Raw genomic sequence first — 17,721 nt, 5'->3', positions numbered from 1 at the left:
CGCCCTGCCCGCCCATCCCATCGTTGATCGTCGAGCGATGCCTTTCGAGCAAGGCATCGGCGTCCCACACCGTCATTTGAGCGAAGACCTGCGGCAGGAGGCTTTCGGGTTTCATCCGTTTCAAGTCTGCGGCCAATGCGGCGCAGATGTCTGATTCGATAGCGGTCTGGCATTCGAGGAAATATTGCTCGGGCCAGTCCTCCGTGAGTTTTGCGTGGGGTACAAGTTCAGCATAGGCGTCGATGTCCGCCGCCGTGGTCATCTGCCCGGTGAAATTCAGTGTGTTGTCCAGAATCGCCGTGGCCAGCAGCGCGGCGCTTTGTTCGCTGATCCTCGACAGCCATCCTGTGGCTTTCCAGCGCTGGAAAACCAGAGTCGCCGCCGCGCCGATCGGGCGGATATCCGCAGCCGCTCCGATTGCCTGTGCCCAATGCTGTTCGAAGCCCGGATGATGGTCGATGACTTCTACCACCCGATCAAGCGCGACTATTGGGTCAAAATGGTGGTAGTCGGAGACGTCGACCAGCACAAACTCGTCGCTGGATGTTGGGAGGTAATTGTCCAGCACCGCGCCCCAGCCGAGCACTGTCTTCGAAACGCTGGCATTGGGTTTTGCACTACTGACGGCGCGGGCGGGAATGCCTTGCAGGTTGAGCAGTTCGGCGTAGGCGATGCAGCAGGCGTAGGCGTCGATGTCCAGATACGCCGAGCCGGAGGTGATGACTTTGATGGGCGACATTGCGCGTCCTGACTTCCATTTCAGGGGCGGCAACATCGCACATTTTCATGAACGATTAATGAACGTCAGGCTGCCCGTTGCCCCCCGGCCACCGCCGCCGAAGCCGCCAGCATCGCCCGCAACAACACCGCACAGCCGGCCGCCAGATCGTCCGGCGCGGCGTTTTCGATTTCGTTGTGGCTGATGCCGCCTTCGCACGGTACGAAGATCATCCCGGCCGGACCCAGTTCGGCGAGGAAAATCGCGTCGTGGCCGGCGCCGCTGACGATGTCCATGTGCGACAGGCCCAGACCTTTGGCGGCGCCGCGCACGGCTTCGACGCAGCCTTTTTCGAAGTACAGCGGCGGGAAGTCAGCGGTCGGGGTCAATTCATAGGTCAGGCCGTGTTCTTCGCAGGTGGCTTCGATGACTTGCTTGACCTCGGCGATCATCGAGTCGAGGCGTGCCGGTTCCAGGTGGCGGAAGTCGAGGGTCATGCGCACCTCACCGGGAATGACGTTGCGCGAACCCGGATAGGCTTGCAGGCAACCGACGGTGCCGCAGGCGTGGGGTTGGTGCCCGAGCGCCGCGCGATTGACCGCGCCGACGATCACCGAGGCGCCGACCAGAGCATCCTTGCGCAGGTGCATCGGGGTCGGACCGGCGTGGGCTTCGACGCCGCGCAGTTTCAGGTCGAACCACTTCTGCCCCAGTGCGCCGAGCACAACACCGATGGTTTTCTGTTCGTCCTCAAGGATCGGGCCTTGCTCGATATGTGCTTCGAAATAGGCGCCGACCTTGTGCCCGCTGACCTTGCGCGGCCCGGCGTAGCCGATGGCGTTCAGTGCTTCGCCGACCGTGACGCCGTCGGCATCGACCTTGGCCAGGGTCTCTTCGAGGGTGAATTTTTCCGCGAACACGCCGGAGCCCATCATGCACGGGGCGAAGCGCGAGCCTTCCTCGTTGGTCCAGACCACCACTTCCAGCGGTGCCTCGGTTTCCACGCCGAGGTCGTTGAGGGTGCGCAGCACCTCGACCCCGGCCAGCACGCCGAAGCAGCCGTCGAACTTGCCGCCGGTGGGCTGGGTGTCGATGTGGCTGCCGGTCATCACCGGCGGCAGGTTCGGGTTGCGGCCGGGACGACGGGCGAAGATGTTGCCGACTTCATCGACCGTGACGCTGCAACCGGCGTCCTTGCACCACTGCACGAACAGGTCGCGGGCCTGGCGATCGAGGTCGGTCAGCGCGAGGCGACAGACTCCGCCCTTGACCGTGGCGCCGAGCTTGGCGAGCTCCATGAGCGACGCCCACAAGCGGTCGCGGTTGATGTGCTGATGGGTCGATTGCAGAACGTCTACGGCTGCGTTCATGGGGATCTCCTCAGGCAGTTAGTTCCCACGCTCTGCGTGGGAATTCATCCATGGACGCTCTGCGTCCGCTGTGGGGACGCGGAGCGTCCCGGGCTGTGTTCCCGCGCAGAGCGTGGGAACGATCATCTGCTATACCGGTGTTTTCACGGCAGAAGGCTGCGCACGCATCGCGCACAACCCGTAATAGATCAACCCGCCCAGCGCCGAGCCGGTGAACCAGCCGTAGCTGTAGAACCAGCTGAATGCGCTGCTGCCCAGCGACAGCAAGGTCAGCACCACCGGCACGCCGAACGCGATGAACCCGGCCCAGTTCCACGCCGGGTACACGTCGTCGCGGTACAGGCCGGCCAGGTCCAGTTGCTGTTTCTTGATCAGGAAATAGTCCACCACCATGATCCCGGCGATCGGCCCGAGCAGGCTGGAATAGCCCAGCAGCCAGTTCGAATACACGGTTTCCAGGCTGACATCGGAGACGATCAGCCCAAGCTTTTTCAGCAGCTCATGGCCCATCAGCGCCAGCCCGACGAACCCGGTGAGAATCACCGCTTTGGTGCGGTTGATCACCTTGGGCGCGATGTTCTGGAAGTCGTTGGTTGGCGAAACGATGTTCGCGGCGGTATTAGTCGACAGCGTGGCGATAATGATCAGGGCCATGGCCACCGCGACCCACACCGGGCTCTGGATATGGCCGATCAGCGTCACCGGATCGGAGACGCTGACGCCCACCAGTTTCACCGAAGCGGCGGTCATCACCACGCCCAGCGCGGCGAACAGGAACATGGTCAGCGGCAGGCCGAAAATCTGCCCGAGGATCTGATCCTTCTGGCTGCGGGCATAACGGCTGAAGTCGGGAATGTTCAACGACAGGGTGGCCCAGAAACCGACCATCGCCGTAAGACCGGCGGCGAAGTAACTGACCACACTCGCGCCCTCGGGACGCTTCGGCGGAATCGCCAGCAACTCGGTCATCGACACATTCGGCATGGCCCACACCAGCAGTCCGATGCCGACTGCCACCAGCAGCGGTGCCGACAGGGTTTCCAGCCATTTGATCGACTCGGCACCACGGATCACCACCCACAGGTTCAGCGCCCAGAAGACCATGAAACCGATCACCTCCCCCGTCCCGCCAAGGGATTTCCAGCCCTCGAACACCGAGCCGAGAAACAGGTGAATCGCCAGCCCGCCGAACATGGTCTGGATGCCGAACCAGCCGCACGCCACCAGCGCGCGGATCAGGCACGGCACGTTGGAGCCGAGAATCCCGAACGACGAACGCAGCAGCACCGGGAACGGAATCCCGTATTTGGTGCCGGGAAACGCGTTGAGCGTAAGAGGAATCAGGACGATGACGTTGGCAAACAGAATCGCCAGCAAGGCTTCGCCGACGCTCAGGCCGAAATACGCGGTGAGGACGCCGCCGAGGGTGTAGGTCGGCACGCAGATCGACATGCCGACCCACAGCGCGGTGATGTGCCATTTGTTCCAGGTTCGTTCGCGCACCTTGGTCGGTGCCATGTCGTGGTTGTAACGGGGACTGTCGAGGACGTCGCTGCCGGCTTCGAGTTCGAACAAGCCGTCGCGCTCGGTCACTTGCGATCTGTTCTGTTGCATGGCCGCTCCACTGTTCTTCTGATTATTTTTTTGCTCATCAGGCGGCTGCACACGCAGGTGCGAGCCGGACGATGGCCGGAGGAACTGACAACTTTCATGCACCGGCCATGGTGTCAGCGGCGGCATCAATAAACGTGCCGGGTGCCCCGCTTTCGCATCGGGCCGTGCTTCTATTTTTTTGTAACCGACTGATGTTTATCAGTTTTAATTATTCACCTGGTGAGGCCGCGAAAACTTGACTGAACACTCAGGCTAAATGCCAGGCAAGTTGTCCGAACTGTCAGGACTCAATCTGGTGCACTGCATTATTTTTCTTCAGAACGCCTCACCCGCAGCTCAACTTCAAGCGGCTGATTTCACATAGGAAATCTTGCTCATATTTCCAACCTGTCAAGTGCGTCAAAATGGTGAAGCGCCTCACCATTTTGGTGATTTTGTATTTTTATCGTTATTTATCAACGATTTAAAACAGTAATAAGCTTATAAAAAATAATCTTGATCAATTGCAGAACTGCGACTAGCGTCTATTCCTGACAGCGCTGACAAGATTACGCATTTGGCGCTGCAAACAATAAAACACTAGAACCGGCACAAGTCGGTCATGCCTGCGAGGAACTCGGAATGTCTCTGTTGATCCGTGGCGCCACCGTTGTTACCCATGATGAAAGTTACCGCGCCGATGTCTATTGCGCTGACGGCGTGATCAAAGCCATTGGTGAAAACCTGGATGTTCCCGCCGGCGCCGAAGTACTCGACGGCAGCGGCCAATACCTGATGCCCGGCGGCATCGATCCGCACACCCACATGCAACTCCCGTTCATGGGCACCGTGGCCAGCGAAGATTTCTACAGCGGCACCGCCGCAGGCCTGGCCGGCGGCACCACCTCGATCATCGATTTCGTGATTCCCAATCCGCAGCAGTCGCTGCTCGAAGCGTTTCACCAGTGGCGCGGCTGGGCGGAAAAGTCCGCCTCCGACTACGGCTTCCACGTCGCGATCACTTGGTGGAGCGAGCAGGTGCGGGAGGAAATGGCCGAGCTGGTCAGCCATCACGGGATCAACAGCTTCAAGCATTTCATGGCCTACAAGAACGCGATCATGGCCGCCGACGACACGCTGGTGGCGAGCTTCGAGCGCTGCCTGGAACTGGGCGCGGTGCCGACCGTGCATGCGGAAAACGGCGAGCTGGTCTATCACCTGCAACGCAAGTTGATGGCCCAGGGCATCACCGGGCCGGAAGCGCATCCGCTGTCTCGGCCCTCACAGGTTGAAGGCGAAGCCGCGAGCCGGGCGATCCGCATCGCTGAAACCATCGGCACGCCGCTGTACCTGGTACACGTCTCGACCAAGGAAGCCCTCGACGAAATCACCTATGCCCGCAGCAAGGGTCAACCGGTCTACGGCGAAGTGCTGGCCGGGCATCTGCTGCTGGACGACAGTGTCTACCAGCACCCGGACTGGCAGACCGCCGCCGGTTACGTGATGAGCCCGCCGTTCCGCCCGCGCGGGCATCAGGACGCGCTGTGGCATGGTTTGCAAAGCGGCAATCTGCACACCACCGCCACCGACCATTGCTGCTTCTGCGCCGAGCAGAAAGCCGCCGGCCGCGACGATTTCAGCAAGATCCCCAACGGCACCGCCGGCATCGAAGACCGCATGGCGGTGTTGTGGGATGAAGGGGTGAACTCGGGACGGTTGTCGATGCAGGACTTCGTCGCCCTCACCTCCACCAACACCGCGAAGATCTTCAACCTCTACCCGCGCAAAGGCGCGATCCGCGTCGGCGCCGATGCCGACCTGGTGCTGTGGGATCCGCAAGGCACCCGCACCATCTCCGCCAAGACCCACCATCAGCAGGTGGACTTCAACATCTTCGAAGGCAAGACCGTGACCGGTGTGCCGAGCCATACCGTCAGCCAGGGCCGGGTGGTCTGGGCCGACGGCGACCTGCGCGCCGAGCGTGGGGCGGGCCGGTATATCGAACGGCCGGCGTATCCGGCGGTGTTTGATTTGCTGAGCAAACGGGCTGAGTTGCACAGGCCTGTGGCCGTCAAGCGCTGATTCCCTGATTGCCGATGATCGTTCCCACACTCTGCGTGGGAACGATCAAACACAACACAAAAAACCACTGCCCGACAGAGGCAGAAAACCTCAAATAACCGTGAGGCAAAAAACCGTGATCGAGACCCTGAACCATCTCCCGCACCCGCACGAAAGTGCGGCCGCCCTCGCCGGCCATTTCACCGATCTGGCGCCACCGCTCAACGACCGTCAGGCGCATCTGGAAGCCTCGCGCTGCCTGTATTGCTACGACGCGCCGTGCGTGAATGCGTGCCCGAGTGAGATCGACATTCCGTCGTTCATCCGCAATATCCATCAGGACAACGTGCCAGGCGCCGCGCAGAAAATCCTTTCGGCGAACATCCTTGGCGGCAGCTGCGCGCGGGTCTGTCCGACCGAAATCCTCTGCCAGCAAGCCTGCGTGCGCAACAACGCCCACGAATGCGCGCCGGTGCTGATCGGCCTGCTGCAACGCTATGCCGTGGACAACGCGCACTTTACCGAGCACCCGTTCCAGCGCGCCGCCGCCACCGGTAAACGCATCGCCGTGGTTGGTGCCGGCCCGGCGGGTTTGTCCTGCGCGCATCGCAGCGCCATGCATGGTCACGACGTGGTGATTTTCGAGGCACGGGAAAAGGCTGGCGGGCTCAACGAATACGGGATCGCCAAGTACAAACTGGTCGACGACTATGCACAGAAGGAGTTGGATTTCCTCCTGCAAATCGGCGGCATCGAAATCCGTCACGGCCAGAAACTCGGTGAGAATCTGACTCTCAGCGAACTGCACCAACAATTCGACGCGGTGTTCCTCGGTCTAGGCCTGAACGCCAGCAAGCAACTCGGCCTGGCCCACGAAGACGCCCCCGGCCTGCTCGCCGCCACCGACTACATCCGCGAATTGCGCCAGACCGATGACCTGTCGCAACTGCCGCTGGCCGAACACTGCATCGTCCTCGGCGCTGGCAACACCGCCATCGACATGGCCGTGCAAATGGCACGCCTCGGCGCCCGCGACGTCAACCTGGTCTATCGCCGTGGCGCGGCGGACATGGGCGCCACCGGCCATGAACAGGACATCGCCAAGGCCAATCAGGTGCGGCTGCTGACCTGGGCGCAACCGGACGAAGTGCTGCTCGACGCTCAAGGCAAGGTGCGCGGCATGCGTTTCGCCCGCACCCATCTGGTGGAAGGTCGTCTGCAAACCACTGGCGAGACGTTCGAACTGGCCGCCGATGCGATCTTCAAAGCCATCGGCCAGGCCTTCGACGGCAGCGCCCTCGCCGACCCGCTGGCCCGCGAACTCAAGCGTCAGGGCGAACGCATCCAGGTCGATGAAAACCTGCGCACCAGTATCCCCGGTGTGTACGCAGGCGGCGACTGCACCAGCCTCGATCAGGATCTGACCGTGCAAGCGGTGCAACACGGCAAGCGCGCCGCCGAGGCGATCAACGCTCAACTGATGCTCAATGTGGAGGCTGCGTAAATGGCCGATCTCTCGATTGTCTTCGCCGGTATCAAAGCCCCCAATCCGTTCTGGCTGGCCTCGGCGCCGCCGACCGACAAGGCCTACAACGTGGTGCGCGCCTTCGAGGCCGGCTGGGGTGGCGTGGTCTGGAAAACCCTGGGTGAAGACCCGGCGGCGGTCAACGTGTCGTCGCGTTATTCGGCGCATTACGGCGCCAACCGCGAAGTGCTGGGCATCAACAACATCGAACTGATCACCGACCGTTCGCTGGAAATCAACCTGCGGGAAATCACTCAGGTGAAGAAGGATTGGCCGGATCGCGCGCTGATCGTGTCGCTGATGGTGCCGTGCGTCGAAGAGTCGTGGAAACACATCCTGCCACTGGTGGAAGCCACCGGCGCTGACGGCATCGAGCTGAACTTCGGCTGCCCCCACGGCATGCCCGAGCGCGGCATGGGCGCGGCGGTTGGTCAGGTGCCGGAGTACGTCGAGCAGGTCACGCGCTGGTGCAAGACCTATTGCTCGCTGCCGGTGATCGTCAAACTCACACCGAACATCACCGACATCCGCGTCGCCGCCCGCGCCGCGCATCGGGGCGGCGCCGATGCAGTGTCGCTGATCAACACCATCAACTCGATCACCAGCGTCGACCTCGAACACATGGTCGCCCTGCCCACCGTCGGCAGCAAAAGCACCCACGGCGGTTATTGCGGCTCGGCGGTCAAACCGATCGCGCTGAACATGGTCGCGGAAATCGCCCGTGATCCGCAGACCCAGGGCCTGCCGATCTGCGGCATTGGCGGCATTGGCAGCTGGCGTGACGCGGCGGAGTTCATCGCACTGGGCAGCGGCGCGGTGCAGGTATGCACGGCGGCGATGCTGCACGGTTTCCGGATCGTCGATGAGATGAAGGATGGCCTGTCGCGGTGGATGGACAGTCAGGGTTACGCCAGCATCGCCGAGTTTTCCGGGCGTGCGGTGGGCAATACCACGGACTGGAAGTACCTGGACATCAACTATCAGGTGATTGCGAAGATCGATCAGGAGGCGTGTATTGGTTGCGGACGTTGCCACATTGCCTGTGAGGACACGTCACATCAGGCGATCAGCAGTCTGAAACAGGCCGATGGCACGCATAAATATGAAGTGATCGATGATGAGTGTGTGGGGTGCAATCTGTGTCAGATCACTTGTCCGGTGGCGGACTGCATCGAGATGGTGCCGATGGAGACGGGCAAGCCGTTTCTGGACTGGAATCATGATCCGAGGAATCCGTATCACGTTGCTGTCTAGATTGCCTGCTGATCCAGAAGTCCCCTCACCCTAACCCTCTCCCCGAGGGAGAGGGGACTGATTGGGGGATATTGATGAATTACACCGACGTGAAAGTCTTGCGTTGAATCCATAACCGAAGCTGCTAGAGCTGCGCTTTGAATCCATAACCGAAACGGCCGGAACAAGGCTTTGAATCCATAATCAACTCGCTGGTTCAGGTCGATGTAACCCGCAAGACACCTCGGTCGGCTCCCTCTCCCTCCGGGCGGTCCGACGTTTCGGGAGGGCTGGGGTGAGGGCCAGCTTTTGACTTTCAGGGCTCCAACCCGATCCCCCGCAAAATCACGCTAGTCACCGTCTGCACCGCCCGCTCGAACTGCATGTCCGACAGCGGCTGATGCTCATTCAAAATATTCACTTGATGATCAAAGTCCGCATAGTGCTGCGTCGACGCCCAGATCATATACAGCAGGCTCGACGGCTCCACCGGCAGAATCCGCTTGTCCTCCACCCACTGGCGGATCTTCGCCTCCTTCATCTTCGCCCAGTCATACAGGCTCACATCCAGCGCCTCGCCGAGGGTCGGGGCGCCGTGGATGATTTCGTTGGCCCAGACTTTCGACCCGTAAGGCCGGCTGCGCGAGTGGTTCATCTTGGCGCGGATGTAGCTGCTGAGCACCACGCGCGGATCGTCGAACATCTCGAAGCACAGCGCGTCCTGCTTCCACACTTCCAGCAGGTCGAACAGCACTGCGCTGTACAGTTCGCTCTTGGTCGAAAAGTAGTAATGCAGGTTGGATCGCGGCAGCTGCACTTCAGCCGCGATGTCCGCCATGGCGGTGCCGCCGAAACCTTTTTCGGCGAAGACTTTTTCCGCCGCCAGCAGGATCTTGTCGACGTTGGTGCGGCGGATTTCGATCTTGTGATTGCCCATGAGGGCTCCCTGAAGACAACGTTGTTGAAGACTAGCATCCGCTCTGGGCAAGGGGCGACAGCCGAGAACGATTCTTCACACACTTGGGCTTTTTTCTGGTTTAGGATCGCCCTCCTTCTCCCCGTCAGACACTGAAGGATCTGTCCATGACCATTCGAAAGCGCATCGCTGCGGATGATCCGCAGCTCGCCGCACTGTGGGAGCGCTCGGTCCGCGCCACTCACGACTTCCTCCCGGAAGACGATATCCATCGGCTGTTCCCGCTGGTGCGTGACACCTACCTGCCCGCGCTGGATGTGCAGGTTTTCGAGAACCCCGATCACTCCCCGGCAGGCTTCATCGCTACCGACGACGACACCGTGCAGATGCTGTTCATCGACCCGGCTCAGCGTGGCCAAGGTATCGGCCGACGCCTGCTCGACCACGTCCGGCGCCCGTTGCTGAAGGTCGACGTCAACGAACAGAACCCGCAAGCCCACGGCTTCTATCGGCACTACGGATTCGAAGACATCGGCCGCTCGGCACTCGACGGCGAAGGCCGGCCCTTTCCGGTCATTCACATGCGCCTGAAAGCCCTGTGATCCAGGTTCTATACTCAGCCCGCCATTTCACTGAAAGGAATCTTTCCATGTCGATGAAAAACCTGTTCACCACTGGCGCGCTGCTGGCCTCGCTGATCGTCACTTCCCAGGCCTTCGCCCACGCCCATCTGGAAAGCCAGACCCCGGCCGCCGACAGCACCGTCGCGGCACCGGCGGATCTGCGCCTGGTGTTTTCCGAAGGCGTCGAAGCCAGCTTCACCAAAGTTACCGTGACCCACGACGGCAAGCCGGTGAAAGTCAAACCGCTGACCACCGAAGGTGACAAGAAAACCCTGATCGTCACCCCCGAAGCACCACTGACCGCTGGCGAGTACAAGGTCGAATGGCATGCGGTGTCGGTCGACACGCACAAAAGCGAAGGCGCCTATCAGTTCAAGGTTGGCAAGTAATTCATGAGTGAAGCGCTGGTGCTGTGCCGGTTCCTGCATTTCATCGTGGTGTTGATGCTGTTCGGGGCCTGGCTGTTCCGGCCGCTGCTGCTCAAGGGTGAAGCGCCGGCACTGGATCGGCAGTTGGCGCGACTGGCTCGCTGGCTGGTGGCGATTGCCCTGCTCAGCGGCGTCATCTGGGCGTTGTTGATTACTGCAAGCATGGCCGGTTCGGCGGCTGCCGCTTTTGATCCGGCCACCGTCGAGCTGGTTCTCGGTCATACGTTTTTCGGTCAGGTCTGGCGCTGGCATCTGTTGATCAATGCGCTGTTGCTGGCGTTGCTGTTTACGCCGTGGCGTTCGAACCGGCCATTGCGGCTGGGCCTGAGCGCGCTGCTGCTGATGACGCTGGCACCGGTCGGACACGGGGCGATGCTCGATGGCTTCAGCGGGCAAATGCTGATCCTCAATCAAGTCATTCACCTGACGTGTGTCGGCGCCTGGCTCGGCGGGCTGCTGATGCTGGTGATGATCCTGCGCCAACCTGACAAAGACATGCGCGAAATCTTGCAGCGTTTCAGCGGACTCGGTTACGCACTGGTCGCCGGCCTGCTGATCACCGGGCTGATCAACGTGCGCGTGCTCACCGGCCAATGGTGGCCGACACCGCTGTTCTCGGGATTCGCCCTGATACTGCTGATCAAGGCGCTGCTGGTGTCCGGCATGCTTGCACTGGCGCTGTTCAATCGCGTGCGGATCAACGATTGTGAACAACGGCTCGACACCCTCAAGCACAGCGTCATGCTCGAATGGCTGCTGGGGATCGGCGCCGTGGCGGCGGTGTCCGTGCTCGGCACCCTGCCGCCAATGATCGCCGCCTGAGGTCAGTGTTTCTGGGTGTCGCCCGCCGCCGTATCAATGCTGACCACCACCGACATCCCCGGCCGCAAACGCTCGCTCTCCTGCTGATCTGGATCGATGGTGATGCGCACCGGCACCCGCTGGGCGATTTTCACGAAGTTGCCGGTGGCGTTGTCGGCCTGCAACAACGCGAATTCGGAACCGGTGCCCGGCGAGATGTGCTGCACGTGGCCGGTGAATTTGCGGTGGTTCAAGGCATCGACGGTGAAGCTCGCCGGTTGCCCGACGCGCACATTGTCCATCTGGGTTTCCTTGAGGTTGGCGATCACCCATTTCTGGTTCGGCACCAGCGCCATCAACTGCGCCCCGGAGTTGACGTAGGCGCCGAGGCGCACGCCAATCTGCCCCAACTGACCGTCACGTGGAGCAATGATCCGAGTGTTGGACAAGTCGATCCGCGCCAGCTGCACCGCCGCCTCGGCGCTCGCCACCGCCGCTTCCAGAGAGCCGCGATTGACGATCACCGTTTGCAGATCCTGCCGGGCGATTTCCAGATTGGCCTTGGCCTGCGCCACCGCCGCAATGCTTTGGGCGTTGGCGGCCAGCGCCACGTCCATCTCGCGCTTGGACACGGAGCCGTCATTGACCAGCGCTTTGTTGCGTCGCAGATCCGCCTCGCTTTTGCGTAGCTGCGCTTCGCTGTCGGCCACCACCGCCTGACGTAACTTGATCGTCGCCTCGGCGCTGTTGCGCTGCTGCACCACGTTGGCCAGTGAGGCCTTCTGCACCGCCAGTTGCGCCAGCGACTGATCGAGGCGTTGCTGATAGATGCGGTCATCGAGACGCACCAGCAAATCGCCCTCCTTCACAAACTGGAAGTCCTGCACCGGCACTTCAAACACATAGCCACTGAGCTGCGGGCCGATGATCGTCACCTGACCGCGCACCAAGGCGTTTTCGGTGGTCTCAACTGCGCTGCTGAACGGCGGTAGCTGCCAGGCGTAAAGCACGATCAGCACGCCGACGATAGCAATCGCGGCAAACCCCAGCGATGAGATGATCCGCACCCGCAACGAGCGCGGCTCGGTGTTCGGTGATGACGGCGGCGCCACACCTTCAGGGGTGGCGGCGATGGCATTGGTGGTCGTGGTAGTCGGTTCGGTCATGAAGAAGTGGCACCGCTGGAAGGTACGGAAGGTGTCGGGGCGACGGCTTTGGTGGTGCTGATCAGCCACAGCGCACGGATGGAAATCCAGATCATGGTCAGGATCGCGATCACCGCGATCAGCATGAACACATCGTTATAGGCCAGTACGTTGGCTTCGCGGGTAGCGGCGTTGGCCAGGCTGCGAATGCCCTGCAGATTGCGCAGACTCGGGTCGGCAATCACGGAACCGACCGCCGACCCGCCGCTCTGCACCCGGGCGGCGACGCGGGGATCAGACATCACCAGTTGCTCGACGATGTGGCTGGAATGAAACTTCTCGCGCACGATCTGGAACGTCCCCAGCAACGCCGCGCCGATCAGACCGCCGAGGTTGTTGCAGATCCCGAACAACACCGAAAAACTCACGAGGTTGCGCGGGTTGGTCAGCACGTTGCGCGTGCCCAGCACCATGGTCGGGCCGAGGAAAAAGGTACTGCCGAACGCCAGCAGGAACTGGCTGAAATACAGGTTGCCGGGGCGGGTCAGGTTGTTCGATGAGCTGTCCATGATCGAGCCGGTGGCCATCAACGCCAGCGAAATGATCAGCGGCATCAACAGGTGTTTCGGGTCGATGGTCAGCGCACTGGTCAGCAGCCCGGCGACGCTTCCGATCAGCATCACCACATACAGGCTATGAAGCTGCTGGCTGCTCATGTTCAGGTTCTGCATGAAGCCCACGGCGCCAGTGGATTGCTCCGAGGTCACCATGCGAATCAGGATCACCGCCAGCGCCAGGCGGATCATCACCCCGCTGCCGAGCCAGCGGGTCATCAGCATCGGGTTGCTGCGGTTATGTTCGATGGCCAGCCCCGCGAGAATCAGCGCAATCGACGCGGCCAGGGCGATACCGATCCAGTCGGCTTCCAGCCACCAGTCGATCCGCCCCAAGGACAACACCGCGCACAACAGCGCGACGCCGCTGGCGAGGATCGCGAAGGTCAGGAAGTCGAGCGGTTCGAAGGTCTTGAACCGGTCACCCGGCGGAAGTTTGAGCATCAGGACGCAGCCCAGCGACAGCAACGCCATGCCCAACTCAAACAGGTACAGGCCGCGCCATTCAGCGATCTGCAGCAGGTCTTCGGAAAACAGTCGCGCCAGTGGCAAGGCCAGCTGCGAAGTGCCGAGGCCCAGCACCAGCGCCTTCATCCGCCATTTGGCCGGGAACGCCTGCACCATGTAATACAGGCCCAGCGAGCTCAACGCCGCGCCGACCATGCCGTGGGCCGCACGCACGGCAATCGCCGAATTCAGGTCATTGACGAACAGATGGCCGAAGGTCACCAGCGCATACAGCACCAGAAACACCTCGGTGAACGCCCGCAGACCAAACTGCTGGCGAAACTTCACCAGCAGCAGGTTCATCGATACGTTGGTCATCACGTACGCCGCCGGTAGCCAGGCCATCTCCGCCGTGGTCGCCCCGAGCGCGCCTTGCAGGTAAGGCAGGTTGGCGACCACCAGCGCATTACCCAGCCCACCGGTCACCGCCACAAGCACGCCCACCAGCGCATAAGCCAGGCGCTTGGGGTTGGAGTGCAGCGGCGTCGAGGGGGAACCGGGCAGACTGGGCTTCTCGTGCGGCTGCCAGTTGCGCGGGGCGTATTGGTTCATTGATTGGCCTTATACGGTGATGGCTTGAGTTTGCCGCAAAACTGCAGCCAAACACATATCCCTGTGGGAGCGAGCCTGCTCGCTCCCACCAGGAATTCGTGCATCGCAATTCGTAAATTTTGTTTAAAAGTCATCTCGCCCGCAGCGGCTTTTTCCAGGGCCTGGCGAATGCCAACCTTGCGGCACTTCTCAACCTGCAAGGTGCCCGTTATGACCATTCCCCGCTGGCAACGCTCCCCGCGTCTGCTGAAAAACCTGTTGGCCGCCACGCTGTTGCTGCCCGCCCTCGCCTTTGCCCAGGAACGCCCGTGGCCGGATGGCTCGCAACTGGTGATTTCGGTGTCGATGCAATTCGAAACCGGCGGCCAGCCCGAAGGCGCAGAAAGCCCATTCTCGGGTACACCGCTGCCAAAAGGTTATCCGGACCTGCCGGCGCAGACCTGGTTTGATTACGGCTACAAGGAAGGCCTGTGGCGCATGCTCGATCTGTGGGATCGCACCGGCATCAAAGTGACCTCCCATGTGGTCGGCGAAGCGGCGCTCAAGCACCCGGAACTGGCCAAGGCGATTGCCGAGCGCGGTCATGAACTGGCGGCCCACGGCATGCGCTGGGCCGATTCGTACAACATGAACTACGCCCAGGAAAAACAGTTCATCGGCGACGGCGTCGCGGCGGTGGAAAAAATCACCGGCCAGCGCTCGGTCGGCTACAACGCCAACTGGCTAAGGCGCAGCCCCAATACGCTGAAGGTGCTGCAGGATCTGAACTTCACCTATCACATCGACGATGTCAGCCGCGATGAGCCGTTCGTGACCATGGTCCGTGGGCGCAAATTCGCCGTGGTGCCGTACACCCTGCGCAACAACGACATCGTGCTGATTGAGGGCCGGCATTTCTCCGCCGAGCAGTTCTACCAGCAACTGGTGCTGGAATTCGATCGCCTCTACGCCGAAGGCGCGAGCAAGCGGCGGATGATGTCGGTGAGCCTGCACGACCGTATTGGCGGCACGCCCGCGATGGTCGAGGCCATGGAGCGTTTTATCCGGTACGCCCAGTCGCATCCGAAGGTGAGTTTCATGCGCAAGGATCAGATCGCACAAATCGTGCTGACCGAAAAAAATCCACTGATCGATAACACGGAGGCGCTCTACAACCAATAAAAGCGGCCCGAAGCAGCCTTCCTCACAGCATTTGGAGGGCTGCTCGCTCACGGGAAGTCATCGTACGACGCCCTGTTGACTTTTCCGGAAAACCTCGCAAATATCCGCAACCATGTTGTACGACGACGTATAACAAATAATAAAAACAACAAATGAAACAGGGAGCGTCACAGTGAGCACATTCGTCTGCAATTCCGTCCGCACGTCCCGTTTTTCTATCCCCCGCCCGCATTCCACCTTGAGCCTGATCGGCTGCAGCAGTCTCGCCCTCGCCTTGCCGATGGGCGCCGACGCCGAAGGCTTCATCGAAGACAGCAAAGCCACCCTGAACCTGCGCAACGCCTACTTCAATCGCAACTTCGTCAACCCGAACTATCCGCAGGGCAAGGCTGAAGAGTGGACACAGAACTTCATCCTCGACGCCAAATCCGGTTTCACCCAAGGCACTGTCGGCTTCGGCCTGGACGTACTGGGGCTGTACTCGCAGAAGCTCGATGGCGGCAAAGGCACGGGCGGTACGCAGCTGCTGCCGATTCACGATGACGGGCGCCCGGCGGACAATTTCGGGCGTCTGGGTGTAGCGCTCAAGGCCAAGGTGTCGAAGACCGAATTGAAGGTCGGCGAATGGATGCCGGTGTTGCCCATCCTGCGCTCGGATGATGGTCGCTCCCTGCCCCAGACGTTTCGGGGCGGCCAGATCACTTCTACCGAAATCAATGGCCTGACCCTTTACGGTGGCCAGTTCCATGGCAACAGCCCGCGTAACGATGCCAGCATGGAAGACATGTCGATGAACGGTCGCGGCGCATTCACGTCCGACCGTTTCAACTTCGGGGGCGGCGAATACACCTTCAACGAAAAACGCACCCTTGTCGGTGTGTGGTACGCCGAACTCAGCGACATCTACCAGCAGCAGTACTTCAACCTCAGCCACAGCCAGCCACTGGGCGACTGGACACTCGGCGCCAACCTCGGATTCTTCACCGGCAAGGAAGACGGCAGCGCCCAGGCCGGCGACCTCGACAACAAAACCGCATTCGCCATGCTCTCGGCCCGTTACGGCGGCAACACGTTCTACATCGGCTTGCAAAAGCTCAGCGGCGACGATGCCTGGATGCGCGTCAACGGCACCAGCGGCGGCACCCTGGCCAACGACAGCTACAACGCCAGTTACGACAACGCGCAGGAGCGTTCCTGGCAGATCCGCCACGACTACAACTTCGTCGTCCTCGGCGTCCCCGGCTTGACGCTGATGAACCGCTACATCAGCGGCGACAACGTGCACACCGGCACCATCACCGATGGCAAGGAATGGGGGCGCGAGTCGGAGCTGGCCTACACCGTGCAGAGCGGTCCGCTGAAAAACCTCAACGTCAAATGGCGCAACGCGACGATTCGCCGGGACTTCAGCACCAATGAATTCGATGAAAACCGGATCTTCATCAGTTACCCGATTTCGTTGTTGTAAACCCTGGCATGGGGTGAACGGAGGGTGAATCGGCCTTCCGTCACTTACACCGAAAGTCGCGTTGACAAGTTCCGGAAACCCTACCGATACTTCAGCGAAGTCATACGACAACCTACAACAAACCTAATAACAACGTGTAAGGGATTGCCATGACGTCCACCCCCACCGCCCCAACTCCGTTCAATCGCCTGCTGCTGACCGGCGCCGCCGGTGGCCTGGGCAAAGTCTTGCGCGAACGTCTGCGCCCGTATGCCAACGTGCTGCGCCTGTCGGACATCGCTGCCCTCGCCCCGGCCATCGATGACCGCGAAGAAATCGTGCTCTGCGACCTCGCCGACAAAGCTGCCGTGCATCAGCTGGTCGAAGGCGTGGATGCGATCCTGCACTTCGGCGGTGTCTCGGTGGAGCGCCCCTTCGAAGAAATCCTCGGCGCCAACATCTGCGGCGTATTCCATATCTATGAAGCGGCACGCCGACACGGTGTGAAGCGGGTGATCTTCGCCAGCTCCAACCATGTCATCGGCTTCTACAAACAGGACGAACACCTCGACGCCAGCTCTGCTCGTCGCCCCGACGGCTACTACGGTCTGTCCAAGTCCTACGGCGAAGACATGGCCAGTTTCTACTTCGATCGCTATGGCATCGAAACCGTCAGCATCCGCATCGGCTCGTCGTTTCCCGAACCACAGAACCGCCGAATGATGCACACCTGGCTGAGCTTCGACGACCTCACTCAACTGCTCGAACGTTCGCTGTACACCCCCAACGTCGGCCACACCGTGGTTTATGGCATGTCCGCCAACAAGGACGTGTGGTGGGACAACCGCTTCGCCAGCCACCTCGGTTTCGAGGCCAAAGACACGTCCGAAGTGTTTCGCGACAAGGTCGAGGCGCAGCCGATGCCCGCCAGCGATGACCCGGCGCGGATCTATCAGGGCGGCGCCTTCGTTGCGGCCGGCCCGTTCGGCGATTGATCGCTGCGCTTGTCCGTCTCCAAAAGCACAAA

General features: G+C 61.1%; 15 protein-coding genes. 9 read left to right on the top strand and 6 right to left on the bottom strand.

The features are described from left to right. The 3 genes from C1X29_RS20790 to C1X29_RS20780 form a co-directional block, all read right to left on the bottom strand. The coding region (locus tag C1X29_RS20790; RefSeq protein ID WP_173940203.1) for a bifunctional oligoribonuclease/PAP phosphatase NrnA at positions 1 to 730 on the bottom strand (730 nt) is incomplete at its 3' end. 74 nt (positions 731 to 804) lie between these two features. Continuing rightward, the gene (locus C1X29_RS20785; RefSeq protein WP_007952875.1) at positions 805 to 2,088 is read right to left on the bottom strand and encodes a Zn-dependent hydrolase; all 1,284 of its coding nucleotides are present in this window, start codon (positions 2,086 to 2,088) and stop codon (positions 805 to 807) included. A 129-nt stretch (positions 2,089 to 2,217) separates the two neighbouring features. Beyond that, complete coding sequence (locus C1X29_RS20780; protein ID WP_102718265.1) at positions 2,218 to 3,702, bottom strand: NCS1 family nucleobase:cation symporter-1; 1,485 nt, start codon at positions 3,700 to 3,702, stop codon at positions 2,218 to 2,220. Between the two features lie 621 nt (positions 3,703 to 4,323). Between C1X29_RS20780 and hydA the strand changes: the two genes are divergently transcribed. The 3 genes from hydA to preA all read left to right on the top strand — a co-directional run bounded on the left by hydA (position 4,324) and on the right by preA (position 8,521). Further along, complete coding sequence (hydA, locus tag C1X29_RS20775; protein WP_085648341.1) at positions 4,324 to 5,763, top strand: dihydropyrimidinase; 1,440 nt, start codon at positions 4,324 to 4,326, stop codon at positions 5,761 to 5,763. A gap of 115 nt (positions 5,764 to 5,878) precedes the next feature. Further along, positions 5,879 to 7,246, top strand: a complete 1,368-nt coding sequence (locus tag C1X29_RS20770) for an NAD(P)-dependent oxidoreductase (protein ID WP_102718264.1) — start codon at positions 5,879 to 5,881, stop codon at positions 7,244 to 7,246. Then, positions 7,247 to 8,521: an NAD-dependent dihydropyrimidine dehydrogenase subunit PreA gene (preA, locus tag C1X29_RS20765; protein ID WP_011334812.1), complete on the top strand. Its 1,275-nt coding sequence runs from the start codon at positions 7,247 to 7,249 to the stop codon at positions 8,519 to 8,521. A gap of 295 nt (positions 8,522 to 8,816) precedes the next feature. Here the strand turns inward: preA and C1X29_RS20760 are convergent, their stop codons facing one another. Then, a complete protein-coding gene (locus tag C1X29_RS20760; protein WP_007952885.1) occupies positions 8,817 to 9,437 on the bottom strand; it encodes a TetR/AcrR family transcriptional regulator in 621 nt (206 codons plus the stop codon). Positions 9,438 to 9,583: 146 nt separating this feature from the next. On the opposite strand from C1X29_RS20760, the gene C1X29_RS20755 reads away from it, so the two are divergent. From C1X29_RS20755 to copD, 3 genes are read left to right on the top strand one after another with little or no spacing between them, the layout of a single operon-like run. Then, positions 9,584 to 10,018, top strand: coding sequence for a GNAT family N-acetyltransferase (locus tag C1X29_RS20755; protein WP_085648338.1), 435 nt, complete (start codon positions 9,584 to 9,586; stop codon positions 10,016 to 10,018). A 47-nt stretch (positions 10,019 to 10,065) separates the two neighbouring features. Then, positions 10,066 to 10,428, top strand: a complete 363-nt coding sequence (copC, locus tag C1X29_RS20750; RefSeq protein ID WP_102718263.1) for a copper homeostasis periplasmic binding protein CopC — start codon at positions 10,066 to 10,068, stop codon at positions 10,426 to 10,428. A 3-nt stretch (positions 10,429 to 10,431) separates the two neighbouring features. Then, complete coding sequence (copD, locus tag C1X29_RS20745) at positions 10,432 to 11,289, top strand: copper homeostasis membrane protein CopD (RefSeq protein WP_085746075.1); 858 nt, start codon at positions 10,432 to 10,434, stop codon at positions 11,287 to 11,289. Between the two features lie 2 nt (positions 11,290 to 11,291). On the opposite strand, the gene C1X29_RS20740 is transcribed toward copD, so the two are convergent. Continuing rightward, entirely contained in the window at positions 11,292 to 12,434 is a 1,143-nt protein-coding gene (locus tag C1X29_RS20740; RefSeq protein ID WP_039767224.1) for an HlyD family secretion protein, read from the bottom strand. Beyond that, on the bottom strand, positions 12,431 to 14,086 hold the full coding sequence (locus C1X29_RS20735) for an MFS transporter (protein WP_085746074.1): 1,656 nt from the start codon (positions 14,084 to 14,086) through the stop codon (positions 12,431 to 12,433). The genes C1X29_RS20740 and C1X29_RS20735 overlap by 4 nt, the downstream gene beginning before the upstream one ends. Before the next feature lie 210 nt (positions 14,087 to 14,296). On the opposite strand from C1X29_RS20735, the gene C1X29_RS20730 reads away from it, so the two are divergent. From C1X29_RS20730 to C1X29_RS20720, 3 genes are all read left to right on the top strand, one after another. Beyond that, positions 14,297 to 15,247 (top strand): polysaccharide deacetylase family protein, encoded by a 951-nt coding sequence (locus C1X29_RS20730; protein ID WP_102718262.1) that lies wholly within the window; start codon positions 14,297 to 14,299, stop codon positions 15,245 to 15,247. A gap of 172 nt (positions 15,248 to 15,419) precedes the next feature. Next, positions 15,420 to 16,715, top strand: a complete 1,296-nt coding sequence (locus C1X29_RS20725) for an OprD family porin (protein ID WP_102718261.1) — start codon at positions 15,420 to 15,422, stop codon at positions 16,713 to 16,715. A gap of 149 nt (positions 16,716 to 16,864) precedes the next feature. Further along, positions 16,865 to 17,689 carry an NAD(P)-dependent oxidoreductase gene (locus C1X29_RS20720; protein WP_102718260.1) on the top strand — a complete coding sequence of 275 codons (825 nt, stop codon included), beginning with the start codon at positions 16,865 to 16,867 and terminating at the stop codon, positions 17,687 to 17,689. The last annotated feature ends 32 nt before the right edge of the window (positions 17,690 to 17,721 follow it).

Origin of the sequence: Pseudomonas sp. GW456-12-10-14-LB2 (assembly GCF_002884345.1) — a bacterium.
Lineage (GTDB): Bacteria > Pseudomonadota > Gammaproteobacteria > Pseudomonadales > Pseudomonadaceae > Aquipseudomonas > Aquipseudomonas paraglycinae.
This window is presented reverse-complemented; position numbering and strand designations above follow the sequence as displayed.

Coding starts and splice junctions, on each gene's coding strand:
- C1X29_RS20785 (WP_007952875.1), bottom strand. CDS start 2,088: ATGAACGCAGCCGTAGACGTTCTGCAATCGACCCATCAGCACATCAAC.
- C1X29_RS20780 (WP_102718265.1), bottom strand. CDS start 3,702: ATGCAACAGAACAGATCGCAAGTGACCGAGCGCGACGGCTTGTTCGAA.
- hydA (WP_085648341.1), top strand. CDS start 4,324: ATGTCTCTGTTGATCCGTGGCGCCACCGTTGTTACCCATGATGAAAGT.
- preA (WP_011334812.1), top strand. CDS start 7,247: ATGGCCGATCTCTCGATTGTCTTCGCCGGTATCAAAGCCCCCAATCCG.
- C1X29_RS20760 (WP_007952885.1), bottom strand. CDS start 9,437: ATGGGCAATCACAAGATCGAAATCCGCCGCACCAACGTCGACAAGATC.
- C1X29_RS20755 (WP_085648338.1), top strand. CDS start 9,584: ATGACCATTCGAAAGCGCATCGCTGCGGATGATCCGCAGCTCGCCGCA.
- copC (WP_102718263.1), top strand. CDS start 10,066: ATGTCGATGAAAAACCTGTTCACCACTGGCGCGCTGCTGGCCTCGCTG.
- copD (WP_085746075.1), top strand. CDS start 10,432: ATGAGTGAAGCGCTGGTGCTGTGCCGGTTCCTGCATTTCATCGTGGTG.
- C1X29_RS20740 (WP_039767224.1), bottom strand. CDS start 12,434: ATGACCGAACCGACTACCACGACCACCAATGCCATCGCCGCCACCCCT.
- C1X29_RS20735 (WP_085746074.1), bottom strand. CDS start 14,086: ATGAACCAATACGCCCCGCGCAACTGGCAGCCGCACGAGAAGCCCAGT.
- C1X29_RS20730 (WP_102718262.1), top strand. CDS start 14,297: ATGACCATTCCCCGCTGGCAACGCTCCCCGCGTCTGCTGAAAAACCTG.
- C1X29_RS20720 (WP_102718260.1), top strand. CDS start 16,865: ATGACGTCCACCCCCACCGCCCCAACTCCGTTCAATCGCCTGCTGCTG.